We start from the raw sequence: 17,672 nt of genomic DNA, 5'->3' as shown, positions 1-17,672 counted from the left end.
TTTATATTAGGGGAATGCGCGTTCTCTCCATCCCCGCTGAACACCCGTATACGCAGGCGATCCAGCCGGCGGGCGTGGAGTATCTCCCGGACCCGGACATCGACGGCCACTGGTGGCCGCACCCGGCGCTCGAAGCCGAGTACTGGAACCAGCCGCGAGACGTAGACGCCGTGCACATCCACTTCGGCTTCGAGCACCGCACGCCCGCGCAAATCGCCGAGCTGTGCGCCGCCCTGCCGGTCCCGCTGGTGCTCACGGTGCACGACCTGGACAACCCCCATCTGGAAGACCAGGCACCGCACCACGAGCGGCTGCAGCTGCTTGTCGACGCAGCGTCCGCCATCATCACCCTTACCGACCAGGCCGCCGAGATCCTGGCCCGCGACTACGGCGCGAGCAACGTGCAGGTGATCCCGCACCCGCGCATCACCGACACCCCCGCGCAGGTTCACTCGAGTGGCCGGGCAGCGGTGTTTCTCAAGTCGCTGCGCTCAAACGTGGTCGCGGACGCGCAGTTCTACGCCGACATCGCCGCGGAGGTGCCGTTGGACGTGTATGTACATGAGGGGGCGAAGCTGGCGTCGATAGGCAACGCGAACGTGGTGGTGCACGAGCCGATGAGCGACGACGAGCTCTTCGCCGCCGTGGGGCGCGCCGGGGTGTGCATTCTGCCGTACACTCGGGGAACGCATTCAGGGTGGCTGGAGATGTGCCGCGACCTCGGCGTGCCTGTCGTCGCGCCCGAAACCGGCTGCTACGAGGGCCAGGCGGACACGCCTGCGGCCGTCGAGGTCTACCCGGCGGGCGACGGACGCGCGGCCGGCCAGGCGGCGGCGCGGCTACTCGCCCGCGGGCCGGTGCCCTACACCGGTGACAGAGAACAACAACGTGCCCAGGTACGACGGGCACACGAGGAGACGTACAAGAAGGTGGTAAGCGAGTGACGGTCGCAGCGCAACCGGCCGCAAGGGCCCGGCGCACGCAGAAACTGCGCATTGCGCTCATTGGCCCTGCGCGCTACCCAGTGCGCGAGCCGTACGCCGGCGGGCTCGAGGCGTTTTGCCACACCATGGTGTCGGCGCTTCGCGAGCTGGGCCACGACGTGGACTTCTTCGCCGCCGAGGGCTCCGACGGCAACGTCAAGAACTACGAGCTGCCCGGCGTCGACTGGGGAGCGCACGCGGAGCACGCCACCGACACCACCTACCCGGAAGGCGGGCGCGAGCGCGAAAACGCGGCATTTCTGCAGCTGCGCCAGCTTCTGGTCGCCCGCGGCTACGACGTGGTGCACAACAACAGCCTCAACCCCTATATCTTCCCCTCGCAGGCCTCGCCGGAGCCGCTGCCGATGCTGACTACGCTGCACACGCCGATGGTGGAGGAGATCCAGGACGCGATCACCGCCGCCGGGCTGCGCGCCGGGCGCTTCGCCGCCGTCAGCCGCACCACGGCGCGGGATTGGCGTTTGCCGTCCGAGCCGGTGATCATCCCCAACGGCGTGAACGTGAACCTGTGGCAGCCAGGCCCGGGCGGGGAGACGGCCGTGTGGTTCGGCCGGCTCGTGCCGGAAAAGGGCGCGCACTTGGCCATCGACGCCTGCCGGGCCGCCGGCATCCCGCTCGTGCTGGCTGGGCGCAACGGCGATCACCGGTACTTCCGCGAGGAGATCGAGCCGCGCCTGGGTGACGGGGTGGAGTGGATCGGTGAGCTGTCCCACGCAGAGCTGCGCGGCCTCGTTGCCGGGTGCGCGGTGGCAGTGGTCACGCCGCGTTGGGAGGAGCCGTTCGGGCTCGTCGCCTTCGAGGCGATGGCGTGCGGCACCCCGGTTGCCGGTTTCCGCCGCGGGGGCATGGGCGAGCTGCTGCGAGACTCGCCGGCATGCCTGGCCCCCGCCGACGACGTGGCGGGGCTGGCGGCGCAGATACAAAGCGCGCTTGAGCTGGACCGGCGAGCTGTGCGGCAGTGGGTGGTGCACAACCACTCGCTGACCCAGACGGCCAAGCGCTACACGCACATCTTCCGCCAGGTGGCGGCGTTTTCAAAGGTAGGACAATGATCGGGATGTATGCCCACCACCACGGCTCGGGCCACATGCACCGCTGCCGCGCGATCCAGCGCGAGCTGCGCGCGATGGGCTACGAGTGCGAGATTCTCTCCACCGCCGGCGGGGACGTGCCGCTTGTCGACGACGCCAGCGACGCCTCCCGCGAACTGCGCAGCGGCCGCGCCATGACCGCCGGCGGCACGCTGCACTACGCGCCCTACGGGTCGCCGCAGATCGCGTCGCGGTTCGCGCAAATTGCCAAGTGGGTGGCGGACAACCAGCCGGAGGCGTTCTACGTAGACGTGTCCAACGAGGTCGCGGCCTTCGTGCGGCTGATGGGCATCCCGGTGGTGGTGCACGCCATGCCGGGCGCGCGCGGGGACGCCCCGCACCAGCTCGCGTACGCGCAGGCCGACGCGATCGTGGCCGCGTGGCCGGACTGGGTGCCGGTGCCCGAGCACCTGCGCGCGCACGCCGACCGGTTGCACGCGGTGGGCGGGATCTCGCGGCTGACACCGCGCGAGGGGGTGCAGCGCGACCCGAACCACGTTGTGGTGATGGCCGGGCTGGGCGGATCGACCTGGTCGCCGGAAGACTGGGCTGCGGTTGAGGCCGCCTGCCCCGAGTACCGGTTCACCTTCCTCGGCGGCGACAACCACGTCGACGACCCGACGGAGCTTTTGCAGTCCGCCGGCATCGCGGTGACGGCGGGTGGGCAAAACTCGGTGGCGGACTTGGCCGCCACGAACACCCCGGCGGTGATCCTGCCGCAGCCGCGGCCGTTCGCTGAGCAGAAGCTCGGGGCGAAGGTGCTCGACGGTCTCGCGACGGTGCGAAACGCCTTCCCCACACCAGAAGAGTGGCCGGAGCTGCTGCGCCGCCGCGACACAGACTGGGCCCGGTGGCAGACCGAGGGCGCGGCGCGCCGGGCCGCCGAGGTCATCGCGGGCGTGGCGGAGCACCCAGGCCAGCCCGCGATCTGCGTGGTCTCCCTCGCCGACGCGAACCGCAGGGACCATCTCACCCACCAGGTCAACCTCATGCCGATGGGCGTGGATCACGTCACCGTGGCGCTCGCGGACGCCGACGTGCTGACCAAGGCCGTGCCGAAGAGCCACGTGGTGGCGGGGCCGGCGAACTTGGCGGCCGCGCGCAACCTCGGCGCCCGCACCGCAATCGAGCGTGGAGCGGAAGTGCTGGTGTTCCTGGACGCTGATTGCCTCGCCTCCGACGCGCTGGTGCCGCGCTACGTCTCGGCGCTCAAACAGCGCCCCGACGCGGTCGTCGCCGGGCCGGTGACGTACCTGGCGGAAGGCGAAATGCGCGTCACTGACCCCGACCCGCACCCGGCGCGGCCCAACCCGGCCCCGGGTGAGCTCGTCGACGCCGAGAACTACGCCCTGTTCTGGTCCCTCTCGTTCGCGCTGACTGCCGAGACCTGGCGGCGCATCGAGCGCGAGTTCGGCGGCTTCGACCCCAGCTACGAGGGCTACGGCGGGGAGGACACCGACTTCGCCCGCGAGCTGGAACGCCACCGCGTCCCGCTGGTGTGGGTCGGCGGCGCCCACGCCTACCACCAGTGGCACCCGGTGTCGTCGCCACCGTGGGAACACATCGAAGACATCGTCGCCAACGCTAACCGGTTCCACGCCAAGTGGGGGCAGTTCCCGATGGAGGGCTGGCTCGAGGCGTTTGAGGCCGAAGGTGGCGTCGTCAAGCAAGATGCCCCCGAGCGCTATATCCTGCGGGACTATGAACTTCACCGTCCACGAGGGGAGTAACGACTGCCCCGTCATCGTCCACGTGCCGCACGCCTCGCGTGAGATCCCGGCGGAGGTGGCGGCCGATTTCATCGCTACCGACGAGCAGATCGCGCAGGAGCTCGACCGCGTCACCGACGACTACACCGACACGCTCGCCGCGGCCGCCGCTGAGCAGTCCGGGTGCGCGCCGTGGATGATTGTGAATAACCTCTCGCGCCTCGTGGCGGACCCTGGGCGGTTTTCCAACGAGCGCGAATCCATGGAAGCCACCGGCCGTGGCGCGATCTTTCTCAAACTCGGCGACGGCAACCCGCTGCGTCCGTTGGACATGGACGTCGCGGACCTAAAGGCGCAGTACTACTTCCCGTACGCCGACGCGGTGTCCAAGCTCGTGCGCGGGCGTATCCAGGACTGCGGCTGCGCGGTGATCGTGGACGTGCACTCCTACAACAACCAGCCGGAGGAGTACCGCATACACCCGGGCAAGCTGCTGCCGGACGTCTGCATCGGCACCCACTCCGTGCACACGCCCGCCGTGCTTGCCGACGAAGCGGACCGCGCGTTTACCGCCGCCGGCTTTTCCGTGGAACGCAACACCCCGTTTGCCGGGGCGTACGTGCCGGTGGATTACGACAAGAACACCTCCGTGCTGGCTGTGATGTTCGAGGTGCGCAAGGACCTCCTCGAGGCCGACGATTCGCGGGTACGCGTCGAAGGCGCGCTGGCGGAGGTGATCCGCAAGGCCGTGGAGATTTCGCGCACCGACATGGGCCGCCCGCTGTAGTGGTCTCGCGCCCCTTAGCCCGCGCGCGGCTGCATGCGCAGGGGCTGGTCGGACAGCGTTGGTCAACGCCAGCCGAAGCGGTCGGCGCGTTCGGGCTTATGCAGGGCCAAGAGCGAACCGTGTTCTCGTCGGTGGCGTTGCGCACCGGCGGGGACATTGCCGCGGTGCGCGCCAGCCTGGACGCTGGGGAGCTGGTGCGCTCGTACCCCATGCGCGGCACCGTGTTCTTGGGCCTCGCCAATGAGATGCGCTGGATGACCGAGCTGTTAGCCAAGCCCGGCCCGGAGCAGCTCGCTGCCCGCGCGGCGCAGGCGGGGATCACGCGCGCCCAGCTCGATGCGATCGGGGAGAAGGTGGTGGACGAAGGCCGGGCCGACAGCGAGGCCTACCGGCGCATCGTCGCCAGCGTCGTGCCTGATCCCACGAACGCCGCGGTGTACCGGTCGCGTAAGTACCTGCTCACCTCCGGCGTGCTCGCCTACGTGGGGTCGCGGCAGGTGCTCGCGCCCGCACCCGACGCGCCCGGTCTGGAGGAGGCGTTCAACGGCGAGCGCCAGGCGGCTGTCGACGAGGTGGTGCGCCGCTACGTCACCACCCGCGGGCCCGTAACGGAAGCGGACGTGCGGTGGTGGTCCAAGCTGCCCGTGCGCGAGGTCCGCGCCGCACTGTCGCGGCTGCCCGAGGTAGACGGGCTGTATCTGCCTCTCGACGACCTCCCGGTAACCCCCGCCTCCGCTTTCCGCACGCCACTGTTGCTGCCTGCCTTCGACGAATACATCCTGGGGTACAAGGACCGCCTGTTCGCCATGACGGAGGCGATGCATAAGCACCTCGTGCCCGGGAACATGGGTGTTTTCCGCAAAGCGGTCGTGGTAGACGGGGTGGTGCGTGCGTCGTGGTCCGGTGCCGGTGGGAGACTCGCGGTGGCCGACGTCGCGGGCGTGCCAAAGTACGCGCTGCCCGGCATCGAGCGCGCGTTTCGGGCGTTCCCGTTCTAGGACACACTGCGGGGGTTAGTGGAAGAGCAGTTCCATCGCCCCGGGCGTGTCCATGGGCACCGCCACGCCGTTGGGGGCAACCCACCGGATGCGCCCGCCGGGGTTGTCGATGTGGCCGAACCTGCCCTCCCGGTTGTCGTCGTTGACCCCGTTATGAAACGGGCACAACTCGGCGAGGTTGTCCATGTTGGTCATCCCGCCGTGTCGCCACGCGTGGATGTGGTGGGTTTGGGTGGTCTCGGCGCAGTGTTTGCAGTCGGGAAACGCACACGCAGGGCACATCAGCTTCGACATGGTCTTCTGTTTCGTGTTGGCCAAGCGCTGTGCGCGGTACAGGTTGACTGGGCCGTCTTGGGGGTGGAACGCGGCGACTTCTAGCACATCGCCGAATTCCTGCTCCAGGTATTGCGCACCGGTGATGGTGGTGCCGTCGGTCAGTGTCAGGGTGACCTCGTCGCCGTGGTCGGCGTGGATGCGGACGTGGTCTTCTACGGGCACGAGCACGATGGGGCGCAGCTTAGCGCGCGGCAGGCTGTCGCCCTTGCGCAGCAGGTCGAACAGGGCGTCGGCCATTTGTGCTGCGGCCGGCTGATTCGGGTTGATCGTGCCGCGCAGGGTGTGCTCGAGGTCGGCGAGGTCGCGCTCGTTGTACGTCCATGTCATGGTGCGCATGCCTGCCTTGGACCGGGTGAACCGGCATGCGGGTGTCGGCGGTTTTGCGGGTAGGTCGATGAGCCGGTCTGCGCGTTTGGTCAGTGTCCGGTAGGAGCCGCGGTGGCGTACCAGGTCACACCGGATGCGCCAGCGTTCTGCGGCGGTGTCAACGGCGGTGAGTTTCTTCTCGATCAAGATGAGCTGGTCGAGCGGCATGCCGGCTGCTGCTGTGAGCGCGTCGTGTTGTTTGCGGGTGTATTGCGTCGGCCCGTAGAACGCGGCGTGCACCCGCGCGAGATCGCGCACCCGGGTGGTGGACAGGCCCGCGGCCATTGCGGTGCTGCGGGAGAAGTCGGCGAGCACTGCGACGTCGGCGGTTGCGAACTCGGTGAAGTGCATGGTCTGCACGCTAGGCGGGCGAAGCGGCGTCGGAAAGCGTTTGCTTGAAAGCTGTGGATAACCGCCGCGGGTTGTTGACACCGCAGCGGAGTTGTCCCCAACTAGCGCTTGGACACCTTGCCCGTCGCGTTGGCCAGCGGCGCGACCACGGAGGCGCGGGCAGCCCACCACCCCAGGGCGGTCACGGCCAGCGCGATGAGGAACAGCACCACGCCGAGCCAGCTCGTGGCGTCCTCGCGCGCCGCGAACATCGCGTTGAGGTTGCCGCGCGCACCGGTGGCGAGCACCAGGAACACGTGGATGGCCACGAACGCCACGAAGTAGATCATGGTGGGGAAGTGCACCGCGCGCGCCCACGACACCGGGACGGCCTTCCAGGACGACGGCCACATCCCGCTCATGCGGACACCGGACGCGATGGCCAGCGGCGCCGCCACGAACACGGTGACAAAGTAGGACAGCTCCTGCAGGGCGTTGTAGTACACCCAGCCGTTCTCATCCGGCCAGTCCAGCGAGAGGTACTGCAGCCCCGCCGAGACCGCGTTGGGGAAGACCTCCCAGCTGGTGGGCACGATGCGCATCCACTGGCCCGTGGTGAAGAGCAGGACGAAGAACACGGCACCGAGCGCGACCCATGCGATGTCGAGCACCTGGTGCAGCCACAGCGTCACCGAGATCTTCTTGCCGCCCTTTTTCGGCTGCCAGTACGCGGCGGGACGCTTTTCGCGCCGCACGTCCAGGCCCGTTTTCACAATCAGCGCCATGAGGAACATGTTGAAGAAGTGGGCCCAGTTCAGCCACGCCGGGAGGCCGACGGGGGCGTTGTCCGGCAGCGGCTGGAGCCCGTCGTAGCGGGCGATAAACTCCGCGCCCGAAGCCGTGCCCACGTACCAACGCGACCCGATGACCGCCGCGGCGAGCAGCAGCAGCGCTCCAAGCGCCCACGGGAGCCACCGCTTGCCGACGCCCTCCGGTTCCTCCTCCGCAGCCACCTGCGCGGGCGCGGGTACCGGCGACGGCTCGGGTGCGGGGGCGGGTTCGCTGACGGCCGCCTCGGGTGCAGCCTCGGGTGCGCGCTCTGCGGCGGGCGGCGCCACCACGCGCACGGTGCCGGCCGGCGGCCACGGCTGCCCGCCTACGACGCGGGGCAGACCTTGGCGCAGCGGAACCTCGACCGTGTCCACATCGTTCTCAACCGGCGCCGTCGCTTCCGGGGTGTCGGCGGGGGCGGCAGCGGGCGCCGCGACATGCACGGTGCCGGCCGGCGGCCACGGCTCACCGCCCGGCACGCGGGGCAGGCCCCGGCGCAGGGGCGTTGCAACGGTCTCGGTCGCTGGGGGCGCTGTAGGCGCCGCAGCAGCCGCTGGCGCGTCCTCGATCTCCACGGTGCCTGCGGGCGGCCACGGCTGCCCGCCTGCGACGCGGGGGAGGCCTCGGCGGAGTTCAACCTGCATTACTTGCGCGCCTCGATCTCGGAGATGATGTCCGGCACCAGGTCGAACAGGTCGCCGACGATGCCGAAGTCGGCGATGTCGAAGATGGGCGCGTCTTCGTCGCTGTTGATGGCCACGATCGTGTCTGCGGTCTGCATGCCCACCAGGTGCTGCACGGCGCCGGAGATGCCCACGCCGACGTAGAGCTTCGGGCTGACCATGACGCCGGTTTGGCCGATCTGGGCCTCGTACGGGACTTGGCCCTCGTCGACGGCGGAGCGGGTTGCGCCCACGGCGGCGCCGAGCGCATCAGCGAGGCCGCCGACGAGCTCTTCGAACGTGTCCTCGTCGCCCAGGGAGACACCGCCCGCGACAACCTTGTCGGCGGTCAGCAGCTCTGGGCGGTTGGAGGTCCGCTCCACGGGGGTCACGGAGAGCACGTCTGCCTCTCGACGCCCTGACGGCTCCACCTCGAGCTCCCGCACCTCGGGCGACGCGGCCTCGGCGCGCGTCTCCACAGCACCTGGGCGCAGGGTGATCACCGGCGCGGAGTGGGTGGCGGCAGCGACGGCGGAGTACACGCCGCCGTAGTTTTGGTGGTCGGTGACAATGCCCTGGTCGTCGCGGCGGACGGACACGGCGTCGGTAAGCACCGCCTTGCCTTTGCGCGCCGCGAAGCGCCCTGCGGCCTCCCGACCACGGACGGTGTGCGCGAACAGCACCGCGGCGGGGTAGAGTTCGTCGAAAGCCGCGTCGATGGCGTCCACGAGCGGGGCGTCGGAGACCAGCACCGTCTTCGCGCCGAGGCGCCCGAGCTCGTCGGCGTGCGCGCGCTCGGGTGCGAGCACCACGGGGGTGCCGATCGCGGAGGCCGCACCAATCAGCTCTTCGACGCTGGGCTCTACCGAACCGTCGGGGGAGCGGTCCGGGACTACAAGTACTTCAGTCATGGGTGCTCCTTAGATGAGGTTCTTCGATTCGAGGAAGTCCACCAAGCGGGTAGCGGCGGAGGAGTTGCCGTCGATGATCTCGCCCCGCTCGCGCTCAGGGCGGCGCTCGATGTCCACCATGATGGCGCGCGGGTGGGTGAAATCCTCCGGGTCCACGCCCAGCTCGGTCAGGGCGACGGTGTTGAGTTCCTTCTTCTTTGCGGCCATCAGGCCCTTAAAGTTGGGGTAGCGGGGGTCCGCGAATCCGTCGGCGACGGACACCACGGCCGGCAGCTGCGCGGACAGCTCCGCCGTGGCCGTCTCGGAGGCCTGGGTGGCGCGCACGGAATCGCCGTCGATAGACAGCTCAGTGAGATTTGTCAGCACAGGCCACCCCAGGAGCTCTGCGACGAACGGCGCGACGACCCCGGCGGCGCCGTCGGAGGACATGCCGCCGGCGACAACGAGGTCGTAGCCCTGCTTCTCGACGAGCTTCGCGAGCACCTGCGCCGTCAGCGTCACATCCGCACCGACGAGCGCGTCGTCGGAGACGACATACGCCTCGCTTGCGCCCATGGCAATGCCGCGGCGCACCGAGTCCGCGGAGGATTCCGGGCCGACGCTCAAGATCTCCACCTCGACCTGCGCGGAGTCGCCCGCTGCCTCGGCGATGCGCAAGGCGGCCTCGACAGCGCGCTCACTGACCTCGTCGGCCACGACGTCGCCGGAACGGTCCGTCAAACCCGTCTCCAGGTTCATCTCGCGGTCGCTGTAGGTGTCCGGCACTTCTTTCAGTAGCACAGCAATGCGCACGGCCACTCCTTGTCATGTATTGGGTGGTGTATCTGGTTCGCAATCGCAGTGCAGTCTAACGCACGGCTAAAAGTCGAATCCGCCGAAGTCAAACCCGCCCCCGTCGTCGAATCCGCCGCCGAAGTCCCCAAAGTCGCCGCCGCCCATATCGCCTGCGTCACCCATATCGCCAGCGCCGTCGAAGCCCTCGCCCGCATCGCCCATGTCGCCCGCACCGTCACCAAGGCCGCCGGCCTCGAACGCCTGCGCCGACGCGACGCCGGACATGCCCGCGAACATGGTGGAGTAGAACATCATCGAGCTCGCGGCCCACACGCCGGTCATCATCGCCGGCGCCCACCAGGCGGTGGAGTACCAGCCAGCCGGCACCGGGCGCCCCGCTACTGCGCCGCCGGGGTAGTAGTGCGGCGTCTGCTCCGTCGCGTACGGGGATGCCGTGACCTGGGTGCCGTCCTGCTGGGTGACGGTGCGCTGCTCCGTCACGCGGCCCGCCTGGCGCTGGCCCTCCAGCTCCGGCAGCTGCGGGCCAGCCGGCAAGCCCATGATCTCGCGGGCGGCGTTGACGTAGTGCAATCCTTCCAACGCGGACTCGCGCGCCAGCGTGGCCTGCTTGACGGAGCGCGCCTCGCTCAGCCCGGCGGACGCCGCGTTGAAACGCTCGGACGCATCCGCCATCGCCTGCTTCGAGGCGGCGTCGTTGCCGGAAAGGTTGAGCACCTGCGAGCCGAGCCGATCGGTCCAACGCTTGGCGTCGGCGTACGCGTCGTCGAACGACAGCTGCTGTTGCTGCGCCACCTGGCGGCGCGAGGGCTGCACTTGACGCTGGCCACCCATCATGGGCAGGAACAACAGGGGGGCGAAGAGGAAGAGGAGGAATAGTAGGCCGAACACCGGGGCTCCTTTGCGCATCTGGTCACGTGTTTGGTTCAACGGTACCGGCTGCGCTAACATTTCCGAACAGCGCGTTTTAGCGCGTGGGAATGTCGTATAGTGGCTAATACCTCAGCCTTCCAAGCTGAAGACGCGGGTTCGATTCCCGTCATTCCCTCCACTTTTCTCACCGGTTCCGCTTGCGGGGCCGGTGTTTTTGTGCCCTTAATGCGGGCGGTGTTTTCGGCCCCGCTACAATGACATTCCTGAACCCCAGCCGTGCAGCGGATGTGGTTCATACCGTGCGGTTTTGCCGCTACGGGGCGTGGCGCAGTTTGGTAGCGCACCTGCTTTGGGAGCAGGGGGTCGCAGGTTCAAATCCTGTCGCCCCGACAAAGGCGGGCCCGTCGAGTGCGGGCCCGCCACACATGAACATCCGACAATCGTTGTTTCGATCTAGTACAGGAGAAATCCGTGAAGACTTCCGTCGACAAGCTCAGCGACACCCGCGTGAAGCTCAACGTCACCGTGCCGTTCGACGAGCTGGGCAAGGAAATTGACCAGGCCTACAAGGCCATCGCCCAGCAGGTCAACATCCCGGGCTTCCGTCGTGGCAAGGCGCCTCGCCAGCTTATCGACGCTCGCTTCGGCCGCGGCCCGATCCTGGAGCAGGTTGTCAACGACATGCTGCCGACCCGCTACGAGCAGGCGCTGGCGGAAAACGACCTCAACCCGCTGGGGCAGCCGGACATCGACGTCACCAAGATCGAAGACAACGACGTTGTCGAGTTCACCGCAGAGATCGACGTGCGCCCCGAGATTGAGGTGCCGGACTTCTCCCAGATCTCCGTCACGGTGCCGGAGCTCAAGGTCGACGACGCCGCAGTGGATGCGGAGCTGGACACTCTCCGGGAGCGCTTCGGCGAGCTGAAGGACACCAAGCGCAAGCTGAAGAAGGACGACTTCGCCATCATCGACCTCGAGGCCACCATCAACGGCGAGAAGCTCGAGGACGCGTCCACCGAGGGCCTGACCTACCGCGTGGGCGCCGACGACCTGATGGACGGCCTGGACAAGGCCATCAAGGGCCTGAAGACCGGTGAGGAGGCGGAGTTCACCTCCGAGATCCAGTACGGCGACCACAAGGGTGAAGAAGCCACCGTGAAGGTCACCGTGCAGCAGACCAAGGAGCGCAAGCTGCCGGAGCTCGACGACGACTTTGCCCAGCTGGCATCCGAGTTCGACACCGTCGAGGAGCTGCGCAACTCCACCCGCGAGCAGGTGGAAGAGAACGTCAAGGCGCAGCAGGCCGCCGACATCCGCGACGAGGTGCTCAAGGCTGCCCTGGCGCAGACCGAGTTCGCCCTGCCGGAGTCCGTGGTGGACGAGCAGGTGCACAACCAGCTCCACCAGCTGCTCGGCCAGATGGCGCACGACGAGAACGCGCTTGCCCAGCTGCTCGAGGCGCAGGGCACCACCCGCGAAGAGTTCGACGCGCAGTCTCGCGAGCAGGCGGAGGAGTCCGTGCGCACGCAGCTGTTCCTCGACGCGGTGGCCGACCAGGAGCAGCCGGAGGTTTCCCAGCAGGAGCTGACCGACCACATCCTGTTCACCGCGCAGTCCTACGGCATGGACCCGAACCAGTTCGTGGCCCAGCTGCAGCAGTCCGGCCAGATTGCCAACCTCTTCTCCGACGTGCGCCGCGGCAAAGCCCTGGCCATCGCCATCTCCCGCACGCAGGTTGCCGACGAGGCCGGCAACACGGTCGACCCGAACGAGTACTTCGGCGAGACCGAGGAGAACGCTGCCGACACCGAGGCAGCTGAGTCCGCGGAGACCACCGAGGCCACCGAGACCGACGAGAAGTAACTTTTCGTCCGCGAAGGAGCGGCCGGGGCTTACGAGCCCGGCCGCTTTTGCGTGTTCCGGGGCCGAACGAAATTCGTTCACTCTTCCGAACCCTGCGGGTGAACAAAAGTGCCGAGAGACGGGCGATGTGTTCATTTCCCCCAGCTCGAGGCGCGCTCGCCGGGAATGTGTTCACACGCGCGTGAACGAATCTGCGCGCCGCAAATGCTGCACCGTACGCCGGTAGCGAACAGGCTCGGACTTCAACAACCACCCGAGTAGGGTAGTGGCGTTACCGGATGAACTAGCAAAGGAGCGTCTGTTATGACTTCCCCGACCCAAGGCATGAACCTGGGAGACTCCGTTTATGAGCGCCTCCTGCGGGAGCGCATTATCTTTCTGGGCCAGCAGGTGGACGACGAGATCGCCAACAAGCTCTGCGCCCAGATCCTGCTGCTGTCGGCGGAGGACCCGACGCGCGACATTAACCTCTACATCAACTCGCCCGGTGGCTCGGTGACGGCCGGCATGGCGATTTACGACACGATGAAGTACTCCCCGTGCGACATCGCCACCTACGGCATGGGCCTGGCCGCATCCATGGGCCAGTTCCTCCTCTCGGGCGGCACGAAGGGCAAGCGGTACGCCCTGCCGCACGCGCGCATCATGATGCACCAGCCGTCTGCAGGCGTCGGCGGCACCGCTGCCGATATCGCTATCCAGGCGGAGCAGTTCGCGTCGACAAAGCGCGAGATGGCCGAGCTCATCGCCGAGCACACCGGCCAGTCCTTCGAGCAGATCACCAAGGACTCTGACCGCGACCGCTGGTTTACCGCCATGGAGGCGAAGGAGTACGGCATCGTGGACCACGTCATCGAGAACGCCGCCCAGGCCGGCGAGTACTCGATCGGCGAGAACTAAGGCACACGAGGATTAAGGAGACACACACCATGACTTTCCAATTGCCCAACTCCCGCTACGTGCTGCCGCAGTTCCTGGAGGAAACCAGCTTTGGCACGAAGCAGATCGATCCGTACGGCAAGCTCTTCGAGGAGCGCATTGTCTTCCTGGGCACCCAGGTGGATGACACGTCGGCAAACGACATCATGGCGCAGCTGCTGGTGCTGGAGTCCCAGGACCCGGACCGCGACATCACCATGTACATCAACTCCCCGGGTGGCTCGTTCACTGCGTTGATGGCCATCTACGACACGATGCAGTACGTCCGTCCCGACGTGCAGACTGTCTGCCTGGGCCAGGCTGCTTCCGCTGCCGCGGTGATCTTGGCCGCTGGCGCCCCGGGCAAACGTGCGGCGTTGCCGAACTCACGCGTGCTGATCCACCAGCCGGCCACCCAGGGCACGCAGGGTCAGGTGTCGGATTTGGAGATCCAGGCGGCGGAGATCGAGCGCATGCGCCGTCTCATGGAGGAGACGCTGGCGCGCCACACCGGCCGCACCGCCGAGCAGGTCCGCATCGACACCGATCGCGACAAGATCCTCACCGCCGCCGACGCAGTGGAGTACGGGATCATCGACCAGGTCTTCGACTACCGCAAGCTCAACGGCTAGCAGGTAGAGGAAACGCGCCCGGGTTCGTCCCGGGCGCGTTGCGCTTCACGACGCCCCTCCGGCGCCACCCGTGCCGGCCGGGTCAACCGACACCCAGCCGCCGCCCCTGGCCACCCAGAAGTAGTCCGTGCCGTCGGGGGTTACCGTGCGGGCCCACGCGCGGTCGCAGAACGTGCTGTATTCCTGCCCGCCGCTGGATTCGCCCTGCGCGGGCCACGCGCAGGCGGCGCCGGGGCGGTCGTCCACGATGGTCTCGCGCACTTGCGCTGGCTCGCGTGCCTCGTTGCGGGAGTTGCTGCCTGCGCTGCTCGAGCGGCGGCTACTGGAGCTGGTGGACGCGCGCGTCGATGTCGTTGTTGTCGTCATCGAAACGGTGCGCAGCACGGTTTGACGCAACCATTACACTCGGTTGGGATTTATCTAAGACGGGAGTAGATAGGCGCATATGGCAACCACGCACGACAGCGCGAACCTGCTCAAGTGTTCTTTCTGCGGGAAGAGCCAACAACAGGTGCGCAAGCTCATCGCCGGCGGCGGCGTCTACATCTGCGACGAGTGCATTGAGCTTTGCAACGAGATCATCGAGGAAGAGCTCGCTGGAGCACAAGCGGCGGGGGAGACGTCCGATCCGGATCGCCTGCCGCGCCCGAGCGAGATCACGGCGTTTTTGGACGAGTACGTCATCGGCCAAGACACCGCGAAGAAGACCCTCGCGGTCGCGGTGTACAACCACTACAAGCGCATCAAGGCGGAGTCGTCGAACGTGGCCAGCCGCAAGCGGGACGAGGACGTGGAGATCGCCAAGTCCAACATCTTGCTGCTCGGCCCCACCGGCTCCGGCAAAACCTACCTCGCGCAGACGCTTGCGCGGATGCTCAACGTCCCGTTCGCCATCGCGGACGCGACGAGCCTCACCGAGGCGGGCTACGTGGGCGAAGACGTGGAAAACATTTTGCTGAAGCTGCTGCAGGCCGCGGACTTCGACGTCAACCGCGCGCAGCACGGCATCATTTACGTCGACGAGGTGGACAAGATCTCGCGCAAGTCCGAGAACCCCTCGATCACCCGCGACGTCTCCGGCGAGGGCGTGCAGCAGGCGCTGTTGAAGATCCTGGAGGGCACCACCGCGTCGGTGCCGCCGCAGGGCGGGCGCAAGCACCCAAACCAGGAGTTCATCCAGGTGGACACCACGAACATCCTGTTCATCGTCGCCGGAGCGTTCGCGGGCCTGGATAAGGTTGTCGCGGAGCGCGTGGGCAAGAAAGGCATTGGCTTCGGCGCGGAGATCGACTCGAAGGAGCAGCGCCAGGAGGCGGACCTGCTCGCGCAGGTGCAGCCGGGTGACCTGGTCAAGTTCGGCCTCATTCCCGAGTTCATCGGTCGCCTGCCCATCATTGCGCACGTGAACGACCTTGACCGCGATTCGATGAAGCGCGTGCTCACTGAGCCGAAGAACTCGCTGGTGAAGCAGTACCAGCGCCTATTCGCCATGGACGGCGCGGAGCTGATCGTCACGGATGGCGCGCTCGGCGTGATCGCGGACAAGGCCGCCGAGCGCAAGACGGGCGCCCGCGGTCTGCGCGCGATCATGGAGGAGCTACTCGTGCCCATCATGTACGACCTGCCGGACCGGGAGAACGTCGCGGAGGTCATCGTCGACGACGCGGTCGTGCGCGGCGAGGGCGAGCCGACGTTCGTCGAGGCGGAGGAGAAGCGCTCCGCTTAGTGACGCCCCATCGGCGTCACACGATCCGGCCGTCCTCGCCGTAAATGTCGAACAGCTCGTCCGGCTCGGTGGCCTCCGCGGGCGAGGGGGCGGGCTCTAAGTAGGACTCGTAACCGGAGTAGGAGATGTTGGAGGTCAAAAACGCCAGCACGGTGTCGATGACCATGCGCCGCATCCCGTCGACGTTGCGGCGGCTTTCCAGATCCACCCGGGACAGGTGCTGCGCCGTGACGCCGTTGCTCACGCGGAAGAAGCACAGCGACAAGATGAGCGCGAGGAGGTCCACGGCGGTGATGCCGGGGCGGAACGCTCCCGCGTCTTGGCCCGCCAGCAGCAACCGCTCGGCGTGCAGGGTCATTTCGCGGGCGTCGGTGAGCAGCGCTGCGTCATCCGCCTCGACGGCGGGATCCAGATTCTCGCGCAGCACGAGCCGCACGGCGTCGGGGTTGTCCAGGCAGGTGTGGTAGAGCGCGTCTACAAACCTGCGCATGCCTTCCACCGGTACCGCGAAGGAGCGGTTCAGCACATTCTCCGGCGGTGTGAGCTGGCCCAGGGCGTGGCGTAGCGCTGCCACGTAGAGGCCGCGTTTGTCGCCGAAGTGGTAGTGGATCATGCGCTTGGTCATCCCGGTCTGTTTGGCCAGCGTCTCCACGGTAACGCTGGCGTAGCCGTCGCGGGCGAACGCCGTCACCGCAGCGCGGACAACCGAGTCGGGGGATGGTGCCTCGGAAACAGCGTCGGCCACGTCCTGTCCCTTTCACTCGGATTCCCCCTCAATCGTGCACTAAATGCCCGTTCTTGGTGCAAACGGCAGCATTTCTGCCCCGGGCGGGGGTAGGTTGGCGGGGGACAACACCGCAATGCACAGGAGATGACCTATGGCCAAGATCGTTGTGACCGGCGCGGCCGGCAACATCGCGTACTCCCTGCTGTGGCGTATCGCCGCAGGCGACGTGTTCGGCGACGAGCCGGTGGAGCTGACGCTGCTGGAGATTCCGGATGCCATGCGCGCAGCTGAGGGCACCGCCATGGAGCTGGCGGATTCCGCGTTGCCGCTGGTGCGCAGCATCGACGTGACCGACGACGCGAACAAGGCGTTCGACGGCGCGGAGGCCGCCTTCCTCATCGGCGCGAAGCCCCGCGGCAAGGGCGAGTCCCGCGCCGACATGCTCGCCGCCAACGGCCGCATTTTCATCGCCCAGGGCGAAGCCATCAACGCCGGGGCGGCCGATGACGTCCGCGTGCTCGTGGTTGGCAACCCTGCTAACACCAACGCCTACATCGCCTCCAAGGCTGCGCCGGACGTGCCGAAGGACCGCTTCAACGCGCTGATGCGCCTGGACCACAACCGGGCGCAGTCAATGTTGGCGGGCCACCTGGGGGTGGCGTCGGCAAGCATCGAGCGCCTCGCGGTGTGGGGCAACCACTCGGACACCCAGTTTCCGGACATCACCTACGCCACGGCGGACGGCGCCCCGGTGGAGGTGGACCGCGAGTGGTACACCGGCGAGTTCATCCCGCGGGTGGCAAAACGCGGAGCCGAGATCATCGACGTGCGCGGCAAGTCCTCCGCGGCATCTGCCGCGTCGGCGGCCGTCGACCACATGCGTGATTGGGTGCGGGGCACGTCCGGGCGGTGGGCGACGGTAGCGTTGCCGTCGTCAGGCGAGTACGGCGTGGACGAGGGCTTAGTCTTCGGTTTCCCCGCTACCGGCGACGGGCAGTGGCACGTCGTCGAGGGGCTTGAGCTTCACGACGACCAAAGGGAGCGCATCACCGCCAACGTCGGGGCCCTGCGCGCGGAAGCCGCGATCGCCGACAAGCTGTTTTAGGCCGCTGG

General features: G+C 67.6%; 17 protein-coding genes and 2 tRNA genes. 12 read left to right on the top strand and 7 right to left on the bottom strand.

Translation table 11 applies throughout. The annotated features are described in order from the left end of the window. Positions 1 to 14: 14 nt before the first annotated feature. From HF989_RS06770 to HF989_RS06750, 5 genes are read left to right on the top strand one after another with little or no spacing between them, the layout of a single operon-like run. Positions 15 to 944, top strand: coding sequence for a glycosyltransferase (locus HF989_RS06770; RefSeq protein WP_168685075.1), 930 nt, complete (start codon positions 15 to 17; stop codon positions 942 to 944). Then, positions 941 to 2,056 carry a glycosyltransferase family 4 protein gene (locus tag HF989_RS06765; RefSeq protein ID WP_343033567.1) on the top strand — a complete coding sequence of 372 codons (1,116 nt, stop codon included), beginning with the start codon at positions 941 to 943 and terminating at the stop codon, positions 2,054 to 2,056. Before HF989_RS06770 ends, HF989_RS06765 begins: the two co-directional genes overlap by 4 nt. After that, positions 2,053 to 3,825, top strand: coding sequence for a glycosyltransferase (locus tag HF989_RS06760; protein WP_168685073.1), 1,773 nt, complete (start codon positions 2,053 to 2,055; stop codon positions 3,823 to 3,825). The genes HF989_RS06765 and HF989_RS06760 overlap by 4 nt, the downstream gene beginning before the upstream one ends. Then, entirely contained in the window at positions 3,797 to 4,591 is a 795-nt protein-coding gene (locus tag HF989_RS06755; protein ID WP_168685071.1) for an N-formylglutamate amidohydrolase, read from the top strand. Before HF989_RS06760 ends, HF989_RS06755 begins: the two co-directional genes overlap by 29 nt. Beyond that, positions 4,591 to 5,589: a DNA glycosylase AlkZ-like family protein gene (locus HF989_RS06750; protein WP_343033566.1), complete on the top strand. Its 999-nt coding sequence runs from the start codon at positions 4,591 to 4,593 to the stop codon at positions 5,587 to 5,589. Before HF989_RS06755 ends, HF989_RS06750 begins: the two co-directional genes overlap by 1 nt. 15 nt (positions 5,590 to 5,604) lie before the next feature. On the opposite strand, the gene HF989_RS06745 is transcribed toward HF989_RS06750, so the two are convergent. The 5 genes from HF989_RS06745 to HF989_RS06725 all read right to left on the bottom strand — a co-directional run bounded on the left by HF989_RS06745 (position 5,605) and on the right by HF989_RS06725 (position 10,651). Then, positions 5,605 to 6,642 carry an HNH endonuclease signature motif containing protein gene (locus HF989_RS06745; RefSeq protein WP_168685068.1) on the bottom strand — a complete coding sequence of 346 codons (1,038 nt, stop codon included), beginning with the start codon at positions 6,640 to 6,642 and terminating at the stop codon, positions 5,605 to 5,607. Between the two features lie 101 nt (positions 6,643 to 6,743). Next, complete coding sequence (locus tag HF989_RS06740) at positions 6,744 to 8,096, bottom strand: cytochrome b/b6 domain-containing protein (protein ID WP_168685066.1); 1,353 nt, start codon at positions 8,094 to 8,096, stop codon at positions 6,744 to 6,746. After that, a complete protein-coding gene (locus HF989_RS06735; protein WP_168685064.1) occupies positions 8,096 to 9,025 on the bottom strand; it encodes an electron transfer flavoprotein subunit alpha/FixB family protein in 930 nt (309 codons plus the stop codon). The genes HF989_RS06740 and HF989_RS06735 overlap by 1 nt, the downstream gene beginning before the upstream one ends. 9 nt (positions 9,026 to 9,034) lie before the next feature. Next, a complete protein-coding gene (locus tag HF989_RS06730; RefSeq protein WP_168685062.1) occupies positions 9,035 to 9,817 on the bottom strand; it encodes an electron transfer flavoprotein subunit beta/FixA family protein in 783 nt (260 codons plus the stop codon). 66 nt (positions 9,818 to 9,883) lie between these two features. Further along, positions 9,884 to 10,651, bottom strand: a complete 768-nt coding sequence (locus HF989_RS06725) for a DUF1542 domain-containing protein (RefSeq protein ID WP_246233844.1) — start codon at positions 10,649 to 10,651, stop codon at positions 9,884 to 9,886. A gap of 142 nt (positions 10,652 to 10,793) precedes the next feature. On the opposite strand from HF989_RS06725, the gene HF989_RS06720 reads away from it, so the two are divergent. The 5 genes from HF989_RS06720 to HF989_RS06700 all read left to right on the top strand — a co-directional run bounded on the left by HF989_RS06720 (position 10,794) and on the right by HF989_RS06700 (position 14,106). Then, positions 10,794 to 10,868 (top strand) — tRNA-Gly (locus HF989_RS06720). Positions 10,869 to 11,006: 138 nt separating this feature from the next. Next, a tRNA-Pro gene (locus HF989_RS06715) sits at positions 11,007 to 11,080 on the top strand. Positions 11,081 to 11,161: 81 nt separating this feature from the next. Further along, on the top strand, positions 11,162 to 12,556 hold the full coding sequence (gene tig, locus HF989_RS06710; RefSeq protein WP_168685060.1) for a trigger factor: 1,395 nt from the start codon (positions 11,162 to 11,164) through the stop codon (positions 12,554 to 12,556). A 303-nt stretch (positions 12,557 to 12,859) separates the two neighbouring features. Further along, positions 12,860 to 13,456 carry an ATP-dependent Clp protease proteolytic subunit gene (locus HF989_RS06705; protein WP_038612789.1) on the top strand — a complete coding sequence of 199 codons (597 nt, stop codon included), beginning with the start codon at positions 12,860 to 12,862 and terminating at the stop codon, positions 13,454 to 13,456. A gap of 29 nt (positions 13,457 to 13,485) precedes the next feature. Beyond that, positions 13,486 to 14,106, top strand: coding sequence for an ATP-dependent Clp protease proteolytic subunit (locus tag HF989_RS06700; protein WP_168685058.1), 621 nt, complete (start codon positions 13,486 to 13,488; stop codon positions 14,104 to 14,106). Between the two features lie 45 nt (positions 14,107 to 14,151). Here HF989_RS06700 and HF989_RS06695 read toward each other — a convergent pair whose 3' ends face one another. After that, positions 14,152 to 14,472 carry a hypothetical protein gene (locus tag HF989_RS06695; protein ID WP_168685056.1) on the bottom strand — a complete coding sequence of 107 codons (321 nt, stop codon included), beginning with the start codon at positions 14,470 to 14,472 and terminating at the stop codon, positions 14,152 to 14,154. 79 nt (positions 14,473 to 14,551) lie between these two features. On the opposite strand from HF989_RS06695, the gene clpX reads away from it, so the two are divergent. Beyond that, positions 14,552 to 15,832: an ATP-dependent Clp protease ATP-binding subunit ClpX gene (gene clpX / locus HF989_RS06690; RefSeq protein WP_168685054.1), complete on the top strand. Its 1,281-nt coding sequence runs from the start codon at positions 14,552 to 14,554 to the stop codon at positions 15,830 to 15,832. 16 nt (positions 15,833 to 15,848) lie between these two features. On the opposite strand, the gene HF989_RS06685 is transcribed toward clpX, so the two are convergent. Beyond that, the gene (locus tag HF989_RS06685) at positions 15,849 to 16,577 is read right to left on the bottom strand and encodes a TetR family transcriptional regulator (RefSeq protein ID WP_168685053.1); all 729 of its coding nucleotides are present in this window, start codon (positions 16,575 to 16,577) and stop codon (positions 15,849 to 15,851) included. 133 nt (positions 16,578 to 16,710) lie between these two features. Between HF989_RS06685 and HF989_RS06680 the strand changes: the two genes are divergently transcribed. Further along, entirely contained in the window at positions 16,711 to 17,664 is a 954-nt protein-coding gene (locus HF989_RS06680; protein ID WP_168685051.1) for a malate dehydrogenase, read from the top strand. The last annotated feature ends 8 nt before the right edge of the window (positions 17,665 to 17,672 follow it).

It is taken from the genome of Corynebacterium mucifaciens (assembly GCF_012396315.1).
GTDB lineage: Bacteria > Actinomycetota > Actinomycetes > Mycobacteriales > Mycobacteriaceae > Corynebacterium > Corynebacterium mucifaciens.
This window is presented reverse-complemented; position numbering and strand designations above follow the sequence as displayed.